General features: G+C 62.1%; 20 protein-coding genes and 1 tRNA gene. 13 read left to right on the top strand and 8 right to left on the bottom strand.

Annotated elements, in window-relative coordinates; genetic code table 11:
- Positions 1 to 41: 41 nt before the first annotated feature.
- Positions 42 to 539, top strand: coding sequence for an NUDIX domain-containing protein (locus FJ426_RS11350; protein ID WP_140496092.1), 498 nt, complete (start codon positions 42 to 44; stop codon positions 537 to 539).
- Position 540: 1 nt separating this feature from the next.
- Here FJ426_RS11350 and FJ426_RS11345 read toward each other — a convergent pair whose 3' ends face one another.
- Positions 541 to 1,539, bottom strand: a complete 999-nt coding sequence (locus FJ426_RS11345; RefSeq protein WP_140561437.1) for a glutathione S-transferase family protein — start codon at positions 1,537 to 1,539, stop codon at positions 541 to 543.
- A gap of 287 nt (positions 1,540 to 1,826) precedes the next feature.
- Here FJ426_RS11345 and FJ426_RS11340 point away from each other — a divergent pair, with 287 nt between their 5' ends.
- The 5 genes from FJ426_RS11340 (at position 1,827) to FJ426_RS11320 (ending at position 5,474) form a co-directional block, all read left to right on the top strand.
- Positions 1,827 to 2,363, top strand: a complete 537-nt coding sequence (locus FJ426_RS11340) for an N-acetyltransferase (protein WP_140496094.1) — start codon at positions 1,827 to 1,829, stop codon at positions 2,361 to 2,363.
- A gap of 59 nt (positions 2,364 to 2,422) precedes the next feature.
- Positions 2,423 to 3,184 carry a 3-hydroxyacyl-CoA dehydrogenase gene (locus FJ426_RS11335; RefSeq protein ID WP_140556150.1) on the top strand — a complete coding sequence of 254 codons (762 nt, stop codon included), beginning with the start codon at positions 2,423 to 2,425 and terminating at the stop codon, positions 3,182 to 3,184.
- Positions 3,185 to 3,251: 67 nt separating this feature from the next.
- A complete protein-coding gene (locus tag FJ426_RS11330; RefSeq protein WP_140561438.1) occupies positions 3,252 to 4,031 on the top strand; it encodes a HugZ family protein in 780 nt (259 codons plus the stop codon).
- Positions 4,032 to 4,187: 156 nt separating this feature from the next.
- On the top strand, positions 4,188 to 4,532 hold the full coding sequence (locus tag FJ426_RS11325; protein WP_140561469.1) for a metalloregulator ArsR/SmtB family transcription factor: 345 nt from the start codon (positions 4,188 to 4,190) through the stop codon (positions 4,530 to 4,532).
- Positions 4,533 to 4,670: 138 nt separating this feature from the next.
- Positions 4,671 to 5,474 (top strand): RNA methyltransferase, encoded by an 804-nt coding sequence (locus FJ426_RS11320; RefSeq protein ID WP_140825213.1) that lies wholly within the window; start codon positions 4,671 to 4,673, stop codon positions 5,472 to 5,474.
- Between the two features lie 2 nt (positions 5,475 to 5,476).
- Here the strand turns inward: FJ426_RS11320 and FJ426_RS11315 are convergent, their stop codons facing one another.
- Positions 5,477 to 6,625, bottom strand: a complete 1,149-nt coding sequence (locus FJ426_RS11315) for a hypothetical protein (protein WP_140561442.1) — start codon at positions 6,623 to 6,625, stop codon at positions 5,477 to 5,479.
- A 187-nt stretch (positions 6,626 to 6,812) separates the two neighbouring features.
- On the bottom strand, positions 6,813 to 7,349 hold the full coding sequence (locus FJ426_RS11310; protein ID WP_224704666.1) for an EipA family protein: 537 nt from the start codon (positions 7,347 to 7,349) through the stop codon (positions 6,813 to 6,815).
- Between the two features lie 388 nt (positions 7,350 to 7,737).
- Here FJ426_RS11310 and FJ426_RS11305 point away from each other — a divergent pair, with 388 nt between their 5' ends.
- Together FJ426_RS11305 and FJ426_RS11300 are read left to right on the top strand one after the other, a co-directional pair.
- Entirely contained in the window at positions 7,738 to 8,367 is a 630-nt protein-coding gene (locus tag FJ426_RS11305; protein WP_140496099.1) for a histidine phosphotransferase family protein, read from the top strand.
- A gap of 242 nt (positions 8,368 to 8,609) precedes the next feature.
- On the top strand, positions 8,610 to 8,978 hold the full coding sequence (locus FJ426_RS11300) for a response regulator (protein WP_140496100.1): 369 nt from the start codon (positions 8,610 to 8,612) through the stop codon (positions 8,976 to 8,978).
- Positions 8,979 to 9,064: 86 nt separating this feature from the next.
- Here the strand turns inward: FJ426_RS11300 and ctrA are convergent, their stop codons facing one another.
- Entirely contained in the window at positions 9,065 to 9,760 is a 696-nt protein-coding gene (ctrA, locus tag FJ426_RS11295; RefSeq protein ID WP_006203583.1) for a cell cycle two-component system response regulator CtrA, read from the bottom strand.
- Between the two features lie 451 nt (positions 9,761 to 10,211).
- On the opposite strand from ctrA, the gene FJ426_RS11290 reads away from it, so the two are divergent.
- Positions 10,212 to 10,589, top strand: coding sequence for a flagellar export protein FliJ (locus FJ426_RS11290; protein WP_140496101.1), 378 nt, complete (start codon positions 10,212 to 10,214; stop codon positions 10,587 to 10,589).
- A 61-nt stretch (positions 10,590 to 10,650) separates the two neighbouring features.
- On the opposite strand, the gene FJ426_RS11285 is transcribed toward FJ426_RS11290, so the two are convergent.
- Positions 10,651 to 11,049 carry a helix-turn-helix domain-containing protein gene (locus FJ426_RS11285; protein ID WP_140518299.1) on the bottom strand — a complete coding sequence of 133 codons (399 nt, stop codon included), beginning with the start codon at positions 11,047 to 11,049 and terminating at the stop codon, positions 10,651 to 10,653.
- Between the two features lie 89 nt (positions 11,050 to 11,138).
- On the opposite strand from FJ426_RS11285, the gene FJ426_RS11280 reads away from it, so the two are divergent.
- Positions 11,139 to 12,065 (top strand): NADP-dependent oxidoreductase, encoded by a 927-nt coding sequence (locus FJ426_RS11280; RefSeq protein WP_140518054.1) that lies wholly within the window; start codon positions 11,139 to 11,141, stop codon positions 12,063 to 12,065.
- 67 nt (positions 12,066 to 12,132) lie between these two features.
- On the opposite strand, the gene FJ426_RS11275 is transcribed toward FJ426_RS11280, so the two are convergent.
- Positions 12,133 to 12,408, bottom strand: a complete 276-nt coding sequence (locus FJ426_RS11275) for a DUF1153 domain-containing protein (RefSeq protein ID WP_006203587.1) — start codon at positions 12,406 to 12,408, stop codon at positions 12,133 to 12,135.
- Between the two features lie 98 nt (positions 12,409 to 12,506).
- Between FJ426_RS11275 and FJ426_RS11270 the strand changes: the two genes are divergently transcribed.
- Positions 12,507 to 12,701 (top strand): hypothetical protein, encoded by a 195-nt coding sequence (locus tag FJ426_RS11270; RefSeq protein ID WP_140518053.1) that lies wholly within the window; start codon positions 12,507 to 12,509, stop codon positions 12,699 to 12,701.
- The gene (mnmA, locus tag FJ426_RS11265) at positions 12,698 to 13,888 is read left to right on the top strand and encodes a tRNA 2-thiouridine(34) synthase MnmA (RefSeq protein WP_140825212.1); all 1,191 of its coding nucleotides are present in this window, start codon (positions 12,698 to 12,700) and stop codon (positions 13,886 to 13,888) included. Before FJ426_RS11270 ends, mnmA begins: the two co-directional genes overlap by 4 nt.
- A 37-nt stretch (positions 13,889 to 13,925) precedes the next feature.
- On the opposite strand, the gene FJ426_RS11260 is transcribed toward mnmA, so the two are convergent.
- Positions 13,926 to 14,891 carry a Gfo/Idh/MocA family oxidoreductase gene (locus FJ426_RS11260; protein WP_140496105.1) on the bottom strand — a complete coding sequence of 322 codons (966 nt, stop codon included), beginning with the start codon at positions 14,889 to 14,891 and terminating at the stop codon, positions 13,926 to 13,928.
- A gap of 240 nt (positions 14,892 to 15,131) precedes the next feature.
- On the opposite strand from FJ426_RS11260, the gene FJ426_RS11255 reads away from it, so the two are divergent.
- A tRNA-Met gene (locus FJ426_RS11255) sits at positions 15,132 to 15,208 on the top strand.
- Positions 15,209 to 15,330: 122 nt separating this feature from the next.
- Here the strand turns inward: FJ426_RS11255 and FJ426_RS11250 are convergent.
- A complete protein-coding gene (locus FJ426_RS11250) occupies positions 15,331 to 16,143 on the bottom strand; it encodes a helix-turn-helix transcriptional regulator (RefSeq protein WP_140518024.1) in 813 nt (270 codons plus the stop codon).
- Positions 16,144 to 16,196: the final 53 nt, after the last annotated feature.

Genomic DNA, 16,196 nt, shown 5'->3' with positions numbered 1-16,196 from the left:
GGCGACGCGCACGCGGCTTTCCACCCACGGTTTCGCGACTGATGACGACCGATCCCGAGAGCACTTTGCGCCAGACCGGCTGGCCGGGGCTGCGAGCCAGGCTGTTCCATCTCTACTTTGTGCTGCGGCGGCCAATGACGCTTGGCGTGCGCGGGCTCATCCACGAAACGGCATCCAACTCCCTCTTCCTCATCCGCCACACCTATGTGCCGGGCTGGCAGCTTCCCGGTGGCGGAGTCGAGATCGGCGAGACGATGGCCGAAGCGCTGGCGCGCGAACTGGCGGAAGAGGGCAATATCACGCTGACCGCTCCGCCGGTGCTGCGCTCGATGCATTTCAACCGCCGCGCCAGCCGCCGCGACCATGTCGGCCTGTACCTGATCGAAAAATTCAGCCAGACAGCCCCGAAACTGCCGGACCGCGAGATCGCCGAGGCCGGTTTCTTTCCGCTCGACCGTTTGCCCCAGGGCACGACGCCGGCAACGCTGCGGCGCATCGCCGAGGTTTTTGGCGGGAAGCCGCCATCACCCTATTGGTAGTTCAGGCAGCCGCCTTGGCGAACCGTGCCCTGTCATGCCCCGCGCCGTAGTTAATTTCCGGCCCCACAGGCACTATACGCATCGGGTTGATCGTTTCGTGGCTGCCGTAATAGTGCGACTTGATATGATGGAGGTTCACCGTGCCGGCTACGCCGGGCACCTGGTAAAGATCGCGCAGATAGTTCGACAGGTTGGGATAGTCGGCGATGCGGCGCCGATTGCATTTGAAATGGCCGACATAGACCGGGTCGAAGCGCACCAGCGTGGTGAACAGCCGCCAGTCGGCTTCGGTGATCCGCTCGCCGACGAGATAGCGCTGATTCGACAGCCGATGCTCCAGCGTGTCGAGCGCGGCGAACAACTCCCCGAACGCTTGCTCGTAGGCGGCCTGCGTGGTGGCGAAGCCAGCGCGATAGACGCCGTTGTTGATGGCGGGATAGACCAGCGCATTGACCGCGTCGATCTCGCCGCGTAGCGCCTGCGGATAGAAGTCGAGGTTGGCGTCACCCCAAGCGTCGAAAACTGAATTCAGCATCCGGATGATTTCGGAGGATTCGTTGGAGACGATGGTCTCATCCCTTTTATCCCACAGCACCGGCACCGTGACCCGGCCGGAATAGTTAGGGTCGGCCCTGGTGTAGATCTGGTGCAGGAAGTCCAGGCTATAGAGCGTGTCACCTGTGGCTCCGTCCTGCGCCAGGAACGTCCAGCCATCGGCGCCCATGAAATGATGGACGACCGACACGGAGATGATGCCTTCAAGCTTCTTCAGCGCCCGGAAGATCAGCGTTCGGTGCGCCCAGGGACAGGCAAGCGAGACATAGAGGTGATAGCGACCGGGCTCCGCCTTGAAGCCGCGGCCGCGGCCGCGGCCTTCGGCAGGCGCCCCGTCACGAGTGATCCAGTCGCGCCATTGCGACTGCGCCCGCACGAATTTGCCGCCGCTGCCTTTGGTGTCGTACCAGCGGTCCTGCCATTTGCCTTCGACCAGCAATCCCATCGCTTGTCCTTTCCTGTCTAGAACATCATGTAGGGCTCCAAGTCGTTGCATGGAATCGCCGGGCGCTGAACAGATCGTCAAGCACGTCGCGGCGCCCGTTGCTCTCTACCTGCAAAACCGCCGATTGCAGCGGCGGGAAATTGATGCTAGCGGACACTCCGCATGTTCGATTTTGCTTTGATCCGGTTCGACCGACGACGAAAGGGCGCCCACGCTTGATAAAGCGCTGATTGGCGAATGCTGCCGTTTGCAGCAAACCTTTCCTCCTGTACCGGAACGCAAAGACCATGAGCCTTGCCGACGTAGAATACCTGCCGGAAACTCCGGCGCACGACCCTCAGATCGAAGCCATCAATGACGAAGCCTTCGGGCCCGGCCGTTTTGTGCTGGCCGCCTACAAGATCCGCGAGGCCGGCGGGCATGAACGCGCGCTGTCCTTCGTCGCCATGGACGGCGATCTCGTGGTCGCATCAGTTCGCATGACCCGCATCGCCGCAGGCGCCGGACGCGCGCTGATGCTCGGGCCGCTCGCGGTGCGGCCAGCCTTCAAGAATCTCGGCATCGGCCGCCGGCTGGTGGCGATCGCGCTGGAAGCGGCCGCCAAGGCCCGAGCGCCCGCCGTCATGCTGGTCGGCGACGAGCCCTATTATGGACCGCTCGGCTTCAAGCGTATCCCGCGCGGCCAGATATCGATGCCACGCCCCGTCGATCTCGACAGGCTGCTGTCGCACGAGATCATGCCGGGCGCGGTTGCAAGGCTCACGGGCGAGGTCTGCCATGCCGACCAGGCCAGGGTCGCCGAGCACTTTGCCGCGATGGCTTGACCATTCGCGCCGATTGCGCGCCTGATCCACGCCTGACTCTCATGTGAAAGGATGACGCCATGAATCCAAACGGCGAGGTCGCGGTTGTTACCGGCGGCGGCTCCGGCCTTGGCGAGGCGACGGCGCGCGCGCTGGCCGCCAGGGGCGCCCGCGTCGCCATCTTGGATGTCGGCGTCGATCGGGCGGCCAAGGTGGCGGCCGAGATCGGCGGCATCGCCGTCCAATGCGATGTCGGCAGCGCCGACAGCGGTGTTGCCGCGCTTGCCGAGGTCGCGGCCAAGCTGGGCGAACCGCGCATCCTGGTCAATTGCGCCGGCATTGCCATCGGCGTGAAGACGATCGGCAAGGATGGTCCCCATCCGCTCGATCAGTACCGCAAGGTGATCGAAGTCAATCTGATCGGCACTTTCAACATGATCCGCCTCGTCGCCGACGGCGCCGCAAAGCTCGACCCGCTGCAGGGCGGCGAGCGCGGCGTCGTCGTCAACACCGCATCCGTCGCCGCCTATGACGGCCAGATCGGCCAGGCCGCGTATTCGGCATCAAAGGGCGGGGTCGTCGGCATGACGCTGCCGGTGGCGCGCGATCTTGCCCGTTCCGGCATCCGGGTCTGCACCATCGCACCCGGCATATTCAGGACGCCGATGATGGCCGGCATGCCGCAGGAGGTGCAGGATTCGCTGGGCGCCGCGGTGCCCTTCCCCTCGCGCCTCGGCGAGCCGTCGGAATATGCGGCCCTTGCCTTGCACATCATCGAGAACCAGATGCTCAACGGCGAGACCATTCGTCTCGATGGCGCCATTCGCATGGCTCCGAAGTAGCACTTGCCAGCCTGGCGCCATCGTCTGATAAGTGGAATAGCCAAATCAACTTAGCAGGGCGAGCATTTTGGCCGATCGAACGAAGGACGTGATCCGCGAGACCGACGCCGAGGCGATCCGGCAGGCCAAGACACTCATGCGCCGCGCCCGCTTCGGCGCCTTGGCGGTGTTGGAGCCGCAAACGGGTTCGCCGCTGGCGAGTCGGGTCGGCGTCGCCACCGACATCGACGGCACGCCGCTGATCCTGGTGTCGCAGCTTTCGGCCCATACGCCCGCCATACTTGCGGACCCGCGCTGTTCGCTGCTGCTCGGCGAGCCGGGCAAGGGCGACCCGCTCGCGCATCCCCGGTTGACGCTGATCTGCCGGGCAGCGCGGATCGAGCGCGGATCGGACGCGCATGCACGCGCCGAACGCCGCTATCTCAACCACAATCCGAAGGCCAGCCTCTATGCCGGCCTCGGCGACTTTTCGATCTTTCGTCTCGAACCGCAGCGCGCCAGCCTGAACGGCGGCTTCGGCAAGGCCTACCTGCTTGATCGCACCGATCTCATCACCGACGGGCCGATCGTCGAGGAACTGGCGGCCAGCGAGCAATCCGCGATCGACCACATGAATGCGGACCATCTCGACGCCGTCGCCCTCTACGCGCATCATTTTGCCCGGGCATCCGGCGACGGCTGGGTCATCGCCGGGTTCGATGCCGACGGCATGGATCTGGCCTCTGGCGACGATGCCGGCAGGGTCTTCTTTCCGCAGCCCTTGGCCACAGCGCATGAGTTGAGGCACGTCTTGGTCGACATGGCCAAGAGCGGCCGGGCGGCAACGTCGCCAAATAACCGCACTTAAATTACGTTTGATCAAAAGCAACGCTTGAGATTTGAATGAAATGTTCTACCCTTTGGCTGTGGCGCTGACTCGTTGGCGACCATTCACAACTGAGTTTATGGATCCAGGCACCATTGCCCCCATGGTGCCTCGATGAGCAAAGAGCATGGGGGATCGATGATCTCGACAAAGCTAATCGCCAACGCTGGATCGGCGGCCGAATTTCTGATGCTGATGGGCAATGAAAAACGGCTTTTGATCATGAGTTATCTGATCGTCGGTGAAATGTCGGTGGGAGCCATCGCCGAGAAGGTGATGCTCAGCCAGTCCGCCCTGTCGCAGCATTTGGCAAAGTTGCGGGCGCTGGACCTTGTGGACACCCGCCGCGACCGCCAGATGATCTACTACTCCTGCAAATCCGACGCCGTGCGCGAACTGCTTGCCACGCTCGACGGCATTTTCGGCAGCGGCAAGGATGATCTGTCCCAGATGGCACAAAGGCTGCGCCGCGCCGGAACTTGAACGGCTGGTCGCGTAAACGTTTACGCCACCAGCGGCCTTCGGCAATGTGCGTCCATCCTGGGCGCGCAAATACACTTTGACACTGCATCCGCGCATCATGTTCTTGGCAACCGATTCCGATTGTCAGCCGAGGCTCAGATGACCCTTGTCCACATCGACGATCCGCGGGATCCGCGCGTCGCCGCCTATCTCGACATCCGCGAGCGTGACCTCGCCGGTCGACAGGGCCGCTTCATTGCCGAGGGCAAGGTCGTGCTCGACATGCTACTGTCGGCCGCGCGCTTCCGCGCCGAATCGGTGCTGGTTCTGGAGAACCGCTTGGCCGGCCTCCAAGAAATCCTGCACAAGGCGTCTCCTGACCTGCCGGTCTATGTCGCCGCCGGAGCTGTGATGGATGCCATTGCCGGGTTTCACCTGCATCGCGGCATTCTTGCCATTGGTCGCAAGGAGACGCCCCAGCCGGCCGAGGCCCTGCTGGACGGCTTGCCTGCCCGAGCATTGATCGTGGTGCTCGTCGGCATCGCCAATCATGACAACATGGGCTCGATTTTCCGCAACGCCGCCGCGTTCGGCGCCAATGCGATCCTTTTGGATGCGACCTGCTGCGATCCGCTCTATCGCAAGGCGATCCGCGTTTCGGTCGGCGCGGCCTTGAAGGTCCCGTTCGCCTCGTTCAGCGACACCGCGCGGTTCGCCGCGACGCTCGACCGGCGTGGCTTTACCCAATTTGCGCTGTCGCCGCGCGGGACATCAGACATACGCGATGCAAAGCCGGCCAAACGCCTGGCACTCTACCTCGGGACCGAGGGCCACGGCCTGCCCGAAAGCCTGCTCGCCCGTCTCAATACTGTTCGGATCAACATGTCGGAAGGCTTCGACAGCCTGAACGTCGCGGCGGCATCCGCCATCGCCCTGCATCATTTCTGCGCCGGCGGTGCCTGAATTCAATCTGCCGCAACCGCCTTCTGTAACGCCCGCACGCGGTCGGCAAGGCTGCGGCCGCCGCTGTTCGGACGCGCATCCTGCTGCGCCTCCAGCGCCTTGGCGATCGGCGACCCCGGCCCTTCGAGCTTGGCTGTCAAGTTGACGACTTCCGCCGCCAGGTCATTCATCTGTTCGCGCAACATGGAACTTGCGTGGCGTGTATCGCCCTGCGGGCCGGCGGCCTCGGCGGCGGACAGATCCGCCTTCAGCCGCTTGTTCTCGCGTGCCAGTGCCGTCAGTCTGGCCTCCAGCCGCTCACGGTCGGCGTCGAGCCTGGCGATCGCCGTTTCGACGTCGTCGCGCCTGTCCGCCTGTACCTGCCCGCCGATCAACCGCAAGGCCGAGGCGCCGTCCCCAGCCTTCGCTTTTTCGCGCTGCCGCGCCAGATCTTTCTCGCGGCGTTCGAGCTTCTCCTCTCGGTCGGCAAGCGCGGCGAGCAACCGTTCGACTTTCTTGTCCAGTTCGGCGGTTTTTTTCCTCTCGGCCTTCAGCGCCTCACGCGCGGCCTTGCTTTCGGCCGCGATCTCCTGGTTGCGCCTGTCCGCCTCCTTGCGCTGGCCGCGCAGCAGCGCGATATCGCTGGCGAGCTTCTGCAACTCGGATTCGCGCGCCACAAGTTCGATCTGGCGGCTGCTGGAGGAGAAGCTGGCGTCGTCATACATGCGTTCCAGCTTCTCAAGCTCAAGCGCGCGCTTCTCCAGTTTGCGTTCGGTCTCCTTGAGCCGCTCGGATAGCCGGTGCAGTTCATCCTCGCGCTGGTGCAGCGCCGCGTTCTTGGCGGCCAGTTCATCGAGCACCTGGTTCTTGTCCATGCGCTCCAGCGCCAGCCCCTTCAGGGCCTCGCGGCCGCGATTGATCTCGATGAGCTGCTCGGTCGATTTCTCGCGCAGCGCCTTGACGTTCATCTCGAGGCGGCGCGTCGCCATGGCGAACTCCGCCCGGATCCGGTCCTTGTCGGCCCCGATTTCGGCTTGCGTCAGCGGGATCGAGGCTTCGATGCGTTTGCGCGTCAGGGCGACCGCCCGCCGCCAGATGGCCGGAGCCACCATCAGCGCCAGAAAGCCGGCGCAGAGAAAGCCGAGAGCAAAGAACAGGACCGACTGAACCAAGTGACTATCCGTTATCGCGCGCCGACATGCAACAATACGAGGATCAAAAGCCGTCGCGACTTTTGACCGTTAATCTGTTGGCATGACGGAAATCCGGCGCTGCGGCAAGGGCTCGCCGCGGCGCATATGGGTCATCGGATCTGGATTCTCATCGAAAGCGTATACACATTCCGGTCGTGACCTCGGGTCAGAACGGATTCCACGTCGCCCGTTCGGTAAGCTTCAGGTAGCCGAGATTGACGCCGAGCCGGGCGCCGACGCCGGTGCGGATCGGCACCAGCAGCACATTGTTGTTCTTCAGCACGTTGAATCCGACGCCCGCCACCACATAGGCCGAGCCGGCGACGCCGCCATAGCGGTTGTAGAGATTGCCGACGTCATCGAGATTATAGACGAGCATCATCACCCGCGATCCCTCGCCGCCGAAATCCCAGCCCAGCGACGGGCCTTGCCAGAACACTTTGTGGTCGCCGGCATTCTTGGTGTAGAGCGTACCTTCGCCATAGGTCAGGCCGCCGATCAGCGCGCCGGATCCCTCCTCGCCAAGCAGATAGCCATTGGGCAAGCCATAGGAAGCAAAAATCTTCTCCACGACTGTGGCAAGGCCGCCCGATGTCGCGCCGAAGAACTTGTGACCGGAATCGACAATCTCCTGAGCGGTGTACTCCTGGGCCCGCAGGGCCGATGTCGAGAAGACGAGAACGCCCAGGAGCGTGATCGCCATTGAGAGGACACGGAGAAAACTCCGGCCGTAGAATCGGGAAAACATGCTTCCAATCTCCGTCAGGGAGCACTTTCGCCGACGCCTCGCACCCCGTACGGCTCTTTAGGCGGCCGTTAAGGATGGCTGTTAGGGGCAAACTATGCCGTAATCCTTTTTCAACCATTAAACTCGCACATGAAGATGGCGGTTCGAAGGCTGTTGGGGTCGTTCATACAGGCAAGCAGCCTGCGTGAACGCGCCATAGGCCCCAACGGCGATTTTGGGTTTGTTGCTGCACGCACGGGCGCTGTGTATTCAGAAAGCTCGGGAAGAGAGCGTGATTCGCGTGGGCAGGCGTCGATCGATCGCGCGGCCATGATTTATGGGATTTTTGCAGGGATTTTCGCCGATGTCCGATCTTTTCACCCTTTCCGCACCCGATCTGGCGGCACTTTTGTGCAGCCGGGTCTGCCACGACATCATCTCGCCTGTTGGCGCGATCAACAACGGGCTTGAACTGCTCGATGAAGGCGGCGCCGACGAGGACGCCATGAAGCTGATCCGCCAGAGCGCCCGCAACGCCTCGGCGCGCCTGCAGTTCGCCCGCATCGCCTTCGGCGCGGCGGGTTCCGCCGGCATGCAGATCGACACCGGCGATGCGGAAGCCGTCGCTATCGCCTTCCTCAAGAACGAGAAGCCGGAACTCACCTGGAATGGAAGCCGTGCACTGTTGCCCAAGAACAAGGTCAAGCTGCTGCTCAACCTGATCCTGGTCGCCAACGCTGCCATTCCACGTGGCGGCAAGCTTTCGGTGACGCTGGAGAATCTCGAGACCGAGCCTCGCTTCGCGCTTTCGGCGAGCGGCCCCATGTTGCGGGTGCCGCCGAAATTCCTCGAACTGCATTCCGGCCACAAGCCGGAAGAACCGATCGACGCGCATTCGGTGCAGCCTTACTATACGCTGCTTCTGGCGCGGGAGGCCAACATGACGATATCGATCCATGCGACCGCGGAAGAGATCGTGCTTTCGGCGGCCTGAGATCCGCGCAGACCAGCAGCAAAGTATTTCAGCGCTGTAATATTGGTTGAATGGACCTGCGGACGAAAGATGAACTTCGTCTGACAGCGCGGGTCAAAGCATCTGCAAGAAAAACCTTGCAAACCGGCATCTTTGCAAAAATTTTACCTAATGGCTTTTCGGCTTCTTTACCAGATCGGCCTATGCTGTGCCGCAGATACCCCGACGCGACCGGATTGCCACAAGGCAAAGAGGACCCGGAAATGAAACGCTGCATGTTCGTCGACGATTCTAGCGTCATCAGGAAAGTTGCGAAGCGCATCCTGGGCGGTTCCGACATGATGGTCATCGAAGCCGCCAGCGGGCTTGACGCGCTGGAGATGTGCGCCGCCGATATGCCTGATATCATCGTCGTCGACGGTGCACTGCCGGATGTACAGGCGGTCGACCTGATCCGGCGCGTGCGCGCCATGGAAAGCCCGACCAAGCCGCAGATCCTGATCTCGCTGGTCGAACTGGACATCGCCTCGATCATGCGAGCCAAACGCGCCGGCGCCCAAGGCTATCTGTTGAAGCCGTTCAACCGCCCGCAGCTACTCGAGCGCTTTCGCACCCTGAAGATCGCTGCCTGATCCGTCGGATCGCGGTTACCACCGGTCTATGACGCAAAAACCCGGCTGCCGCCGGGTTTTTGTCTGGAATTTCGATCGGCCGTCGCTCAGGCGCTGACGCGGATGTCTTCAGGTTCGCGCAGCACATAGCCGCGGCCCCAGACCGTCTCGATATAATTCTGGCCGCCGGACGCAGCATCGAGCTTCTTGCGCAGCTTGCAGATGAAGACGTCGATGATCTTCAGTTCCGGCTCGTCCATGCCGCCATAGAGGTGGTTGAGGAACATTTCCTTGGTGAGCGTGGTGCCCTTGCGCAGCGAGAGCAGCTCCAGCATCTGGTATTCCTTGCCGGTAAGGTGCACGCGCTGACCGCCGACTTCGACGGTCTTGGCATCGAGATTGACCACCAGGTCGCCGGTGGTGATGACCGATTGGGCATGTCCCTTCGAACGGCGCACGATGGCATGGATGCGCGCCACCAGCTCGTCCTTGTGGAACGGCTTGGTCATGTAATCGTCTGCGCCGAAGCCGAGGCCGCGCACCTTGTCCTCGATGCCAGCCATGCCGGAAAGGATGAGGATCGGCGTCTTCACCTTGGAAAGACGAAGCGTTCTCAAGACCTCATAGCCGGACATATCGGGTAGGTTGAGGTCGAGAAGGATGATGTCGTAGTCGTAGAGCTTGCCTAGATCGACACCCTCTTCGCCGAGGTCGGTCGTATAGACGTTGAAGCTTTCCGATTTCAGCATCAGCTCGATGCTTTGTGCGGTTGCACTGTCATCTTCTATCAGCAGAACACGCATTTCATTCCCCTTTTCTGCTGCCGGACCATCTTGCGACCCATCCGGGACCGGAGCAGTGATTGCCTGGTGCAGAGGCTGCCATGGAATGGTTAACAAAACCTAATTCCGCGTCGATGACGGTACCAGATTTTTTAACCACTTTCTACACCCTCTTGAATTTAATAACGAATCACAGGGCCAAACCGCTAATGCAACACATTAAAAACCTGGACTAAGTGACTCCAGGGACTCATCGACATCGCTTCCATGTCGCCAGCCGGATTTTTACCCGGCCTTAAGTCCTGACCCGTATGATTAACAATGCCCGTAAACGAATGGTTACCGTCGGCAAAAAACTTTAGGGTTTTGTTTCCCATAGTGCGGGGAAAGCCGGTGGACACGGGCAGCGCTTGGGCCTTTCCAAGTGGTTTGGACGATATGTGCAGGTGTGCGTTTCCGGGAGTACCGAATCATGAAGTCACGTGAAAACCTCGTTCGGCTGAAACAGTTTCAGGTGAATGAGAAGCGGCGGCAGCTGCTGCAGCTCGACATGATGATCGCCGAATTCGAACGCATGGCCGCCGAGCTGGAGCTTCAGATCAGCGCCGAGGAAAAGAAGGCCGGTATCACCGACATCAATCATTTCGCCTATCCGACCTTCGCCAAGGCGGCCCGTTTGCGCCGCGACAACCTCAGAAATTCGCAAGGCGACCTCGCCCAGCAGCGAAGCGCCGCCGAATCATTACTCGGCGAAGCTGAAGCGGAGCTTTCCAAGGCGGAAATGCTCGAATCGCGCGACACCAAGATTCGCGAGGCCGAAACTGGCGGTCGTAGCGCGATGATCGGCTGAACCGCCCGATATCCGCGTCTTTGAGCACGTCCAAGCGGGCGCGCAACGCATTGGGCGAGCGCTAAACGGCCCACTCCCCTTCATTCACGGCCGCAGCTCGCGCCCGGGCCTCCTTGATGTCGGGAACGTGTTGTTCCGACCAGGATCTGATCTGGTTGAGCAATCCCGCCAGATTCTGGCCAAGTTCGGTCAATTCATATTCGACCCGAGGCGGGACGACCGCGAACACCTCGCGCCGCACCAGGCCGTCGCGCTCGAGCACGCGCAACGTCTGCGTCAGCATCTTCGGCGTAATGCCTTCGAGCTTGCGGGCAAGCTCGCCATTGCGCTGCCGGCCTTGGCGCAGCGCACAAACAACCAGGTAAACCCACTTGCTGGCCAGCGTCTCCAGCACAGTGTGCGAGGGACAGGTCCGCCGGAACGCATCAAAGCCGTAGGGGGAGTCGAGATCACTATCCATACGGTGCCTATATATCAAAAAGGTATATACTGGACAAGAGACTATTACTCTCCAAATGATAGTGGGACCGGTCAATCAGGAGAAATCTTATGCGTGCCATTATCCAGAATTCCGTCGGCGGACCCGATGTCCTTGTCATCGCCGAGCGCCCGGCGCCCTCGCCCAACGCCGGCGAAGTGCTGGTCCGCATCAAGGCGGCCGGGATCAATCCGGTCGATGGCGCCGTGCGCGCCGGCTATTACCCGCTGCTCGGCGAACCACCCTTCATCCTCGGCTGGGACCTTTCGGGAACCGTCGAGGCGCTGGGGCCTGGTGTCAGCGGCCTGAATCCAGGTGACGCGGTGTTCGGCATGCCGCGCTTCCCAAAGCAGGCGGCAGCCTATGCCGAACTGGCCGCGGTGCCCGCCGATGAAATCGCGCGCAAGCCCGCGCACGCCGATTACGTCCAGGCAGGCGCATTGCCGCTGGCCGGCCTCACCGCCTGGCAAGGCCTCGTGCGTCATGGCGCGATAAAAGCCGGCCAGCGCGTGCTGGTCCACGCCGGGGCCGGCGGCGTCGGCCATCTGGCGGTGCAGGTCGCCAAGGCGGGCGGCGCCTGGGTTGCCGCCACCGCCAGCACGGAAAAATTGGATTTCGTCCACAAGCTCGGCGCCGACGAGGTCATCGACTACACCAAGGATGATTTTACCGACAAGGCGAAGGACATCGACCTGGTGCTCGAGACGGTGGGCGGCGAGCACGCCCATCAATCGTTGAAGGTGCTCAGGGACGGCGGCGTGCTGGTGTCACTGCTCGACATCAGTGACAAGACCAGGGCGGATGCCAAGGCGCGAAGCATCCGCGTCGAACGCATGTCCGTTGTTCCCGACCGCGAAGGCCTGCTGGAACTTGGCAGGCTCGTCGATGCGGGAAAGCTTACCGTGCATGTGGCAAAGACCTTCCCGCTAGAACAGGCCGGCGCCGCGCACGCTTTCCTCGCCAGCAAGCCGGTCGGCAAGGTGGTGCTGACGGTCTGAAACGCGCAAATGCTGTCAAGAAACCAAAAGGGCGCGAACTTCGCGCCCTTTTGCAGATTCTTGAGCGTCAGTGCCGGTATTGCTGGATGCGCGTCGTGCGCAGCCCGGCGAGGCCGTATTCGTCGATCGAGGCCTGCCAGGACAGGAACTCCTCGGTGGTCAGCTTGTAGCGCTGGCATGCCTCCTCGAGGCTCAAAAGCCCGCCGCGCACCGCTGCAACCACTTCCGCCTTGCGCCGGATAACCCAGCGACGTGTATTCGTCGGCGGCAGATCGGCAATTGTGAGAGGGCTGCCGTCAGGCCCGATAACATATTTGACTCGCGGTCTAACCAGATCGGTCATCGTACTCTCTACAAAAAACTCAAAGACCCAATCCCCACCACGTTACCGCCACAGCTTTAAAAATTGCCTAAGCAGACCCTAACAGCTAGGTAATGATCATGAACGCCGCGTTAGTCTTTTCGCAAACATTTGAAATATCTGCCGGGAAGTTCCGGATTCGCTCGAAAAATCTGCGCGGTCACCGGGCCGGCAGTTGCCCGCCGATCGGTTCCCGCAAGCTGGCGCAGCCGCCAAGCTTGACCTATATTCGCGTCATTGGCATGCAAGCGCCGCGCAGAACGAAAGAACCATGAACAGCCTCGATCTTCCCGGACGTCCCGAAAACACCCGTATCGTCGTCGCCATGTCGGGCGGCGTCGATTCGTCCGTCGTCGCGGGTCTCTTGAAGCGCGAGGGTTATGATGTCGTCGGCGTCACCTTGCAGCTTTACGATCATGGCGCCGCGACGCACCGGGCCGGGTCCTGCTGTGCCGGGCAGGATATCGATGACGCCCGCCGCGTTTCCGAGACGCTCGGCATTCCGCATTACGTGCTCGACTACGAAGAGCGCTTCCGCAAGGCGGTCATCGATCCCTTCGCTGAGAGCTATGTCGCCGGCGAGACGCCGATCCCTTGCGTTTCCTGCAACCAGACGGTGAAGTTCGCTGATCTGCTGGCCACCGCCAAGGATCTCGGCGCCGACGCGCTGGCCACGGGCCACTACATTCGCTCCGGCGCCAATGGCGCCCATCGCGCGCTCTATAGGCCGGTCGACGCCGATCGCGACCAGAGCTATTTCCTCTTCGCCACCACGCAGGCGCAGATCGATTATCTGCGCTTTCCGCTCGGCGGCCTGCCGAAGCCGCAGGTTCGCGCCATTGCCGAGGAGATGGGCCTGACGGTAGCCGCCAAGCAGGACAGCCAGGACATCTGCTTCGTGCCCCAGGGCAAATATTCCGACATCATTGCCAAGCTGAAGCCGACGGCCGCCAATCCGGGTGACATCGTCCATATCGACGGCCGGATGCTCGGCCGCCATGAAGGCATTCTGCGCTACACCATCGGCCAGCGCCGCGGCATCGGCGTGGCCTCCGGCGAGCCGCTCTATGTCGTCCATCTCGACGCCGAGCGCGCCCGTGTCGTGGTCGGGCCGCGCGAGGCGCTGGAGACGCACAAGATCTACCTGCGCAACATGAACTGGCTTGGTGACGGCGCGCTGGCCGACATGCCCGCGGGCGGGCTGGAACTGTTCGCCAAGGTCCGCTCGACCAGGCCGCCACGCCCGGCGATGCTGCGTCACGAGGCGGGCGTCACATCGGTCGAATTGGCCGATGGCGAGTCCGGTATCGCGCCTGGACAGGCTTGTGTGCTCTATTCCGACGACGGCAACGAGGCCCGCGTGTTCGGCGGCGGCTTCATCGAACGCTCCGAGCGCGGCGCCGAGGCCGAGGCGATGTTGAGCCGACTTGCCGCGTCACCGGCGCAGGTTCCCGCCGAGTAGGCAACGATCTCTCCGCCGCGACGCGGCCCGATCTTCTTCAGGGATTGGATTTGGTGTGCGTGACCGTACCTGCGGTCAGGATGCGCAGCACCCGGATTGCCTCCTCGCCGCTGGTGCGCGGTTCGGCCCGCGTTTCGATGCAATGGATGAAGTGCTCGAGTTCGCGCGTCAGCGGCATGCCTTGGCCAACCGCGACATAGGAGGGCTCATTGGTGGTGAACGCCCATTGGCCGCTGTCCTGCCAGACCGCGTGGCGATAGACGGCGAGCTTGCGCTCCCATGGTTCGACATCGTCGAAGACAGCCATCGCCTTGGTGCCGACCACGGTCAGCCGCCGTTCGCGGTAAGGGTTCAGCCGCGAGGCGAAGAGATGGCTGCGCAAACCGTTGGGAAAGCGCATGTGCAGATGCGCGAAGTCGCTGAGATTGTCGAGCAGCGCCGCCCCTTCGCCGCGCACCTCGATCGGTTCGGTGCCGGTGATGGCCAGGATCATCGACAGGTCATGCGGCGCTAGGTCCCATAGCGCATCGTTCTCGGTGTGGAATTTGCCGAGGCCGAGCCGGTGCGAATGGATGTAGCGGACCTCGCCGAGCTCGCCCTTGTCGATGAGCGCCTTCAGCGTCTCGAACGCGGGATGGAAGCGCAAGACGTGGCCGACCATGAAGACGCGGCCCTTGTCCTTCGCCGCCTGCACCGAGCGCTCGGCATCGGCAACCGTCAACGCGATCGGCTTCTCCACCAGCACGTCCTTGCCGCTTTCGGTGGCGCGCACCGCCATCTCGGCATGAAATTGCGGCGGCAGCGCCATGACGATGGCGTCGATGTCATTGCGGACGAACAACTGGTCCGGTTCGATCGCGAGGCAGTCCTGTTCGCTGGCAAAGCCTTCGGCGCGGGCACGGTTGGCGTCGGAGACCGCGTGCAGCGCGCCGAGCGCCTTGAGGGTGCGGATGTGGTTGGAGCCCCAGTATCCGCAACCGAGGACTGCAATGCGCGGCTTCATCTGTTCTCAAACTCTAAAAACTCGTGGCCGAGACATAGCGACGTGCCTCTTCGAACTCAACCCCGGCGGCTGCAACCAATTATCGGCGCGGCAAAGCTTTTCGGCAGCGAGAATAAGCGCCCCTGCCGAGCGGTTCGAAGCTTGACAGGCTCACCCTCCCAACCTTATATCCGCGCGACCTTGGCGAACGCCTCGAAATGCCTTGCGATTTAAGGCGGATTTCGGGCCTTTCGCCGCCCTGGCGGGGTAGCTCAGTTGGTTAGAGCACGGGAATCATAATCCTGGGGTCGGGGGTTCAAGTCCCTCTCCCGCTACCACCTTTCACCTGTGTACGGCCCGGAGACATAGGTAACAGAATGTACCTAAGACATGGGTGACAACCTCGTGCTGAACGGGTTGGACAGGCTCGCGCCGATGCGGGTCGCGTTGGGAGGAACGTCTACACCTCTTCCGTTTCGAGCACGAATGTCCCGGTGGGGATGCGGTTGGTGATCATGGCGCGGATGCCGGCATCGATGGCGGGGTCAGTTTCGTCGAATAGGCCGCAGGCCTGCAGCGCCTTGCGCTGGTCGACGGAGCGGCCGAGATATTCCAGAAGCACGACCGAGGCCGCTGGTCTCCGCCCTCGTAAAAGGGGCATGCCCGTCTGGATGCCGACCAGATAGGCGACGCTCGTCTGGTAGCTCGGATAGAGGATCACCTGGGTGATGCTGGTCTTGAGCAGGGTTTCGGATTCGAGCGCGAATATGCGATCGCCGAGCAGCAGCAGGGCGGCCGAATATTTCGAGGTCTTCACGCCATATTTGCCGAAATGGACGAGCCTTTCCATGCATTTCCAGAAATAGCGGCCTTCCTTTTCATAGATCACGACCAGGCATTTGATGATCTTGCCGGCATAGCCGAACGAGTAGAAATAGCGGAAATAGTAGCCGACATAGCGCCCGAGATCGCCGGAACGCTGATAGAGCTGCTCCATATGCACCAGCATGTCCGACGGCGCGTGGACGCCGAGCGGGCGGCGGCGCAGGCCGACGATCTCGGCAAAGCGCTGCTGGTCCATCAAAAGCTCGCCTTCGCTCACGCCGAAGAAATCGCAGATCTTGCGCATGTTGCGGCGGGACGGCCAGGTCTGGCCGCTCAGATATTTGTTGAACTGCTGGCGGTTGATCTGCAGGCGCCGGCACACGGCGGCGATAGACGGATAATAGCTGCACAGGAAGGCGAGGTTCTGGGGAAGCGGTTCGGTCTGCATGACCTAATGCATACTGACGCCAGAACAGTGTCAAGTCGCGAAGGGTCGCGAAA

Origin of the sequence: Mesorhizobium sp. B2-6-4 (assembly GCF_006441495.1) — a bacterium.
In the GTDB taxonomy this organism is placed as follows: Bacteria; Pseudomonadota; Alphaproteobacteria; order Rhizobiales; family Rhizobiaceae; genus Mesorhizobium.
This window is presented reverse-complemented; position numbering and strand designations above follow the sequence as displayed.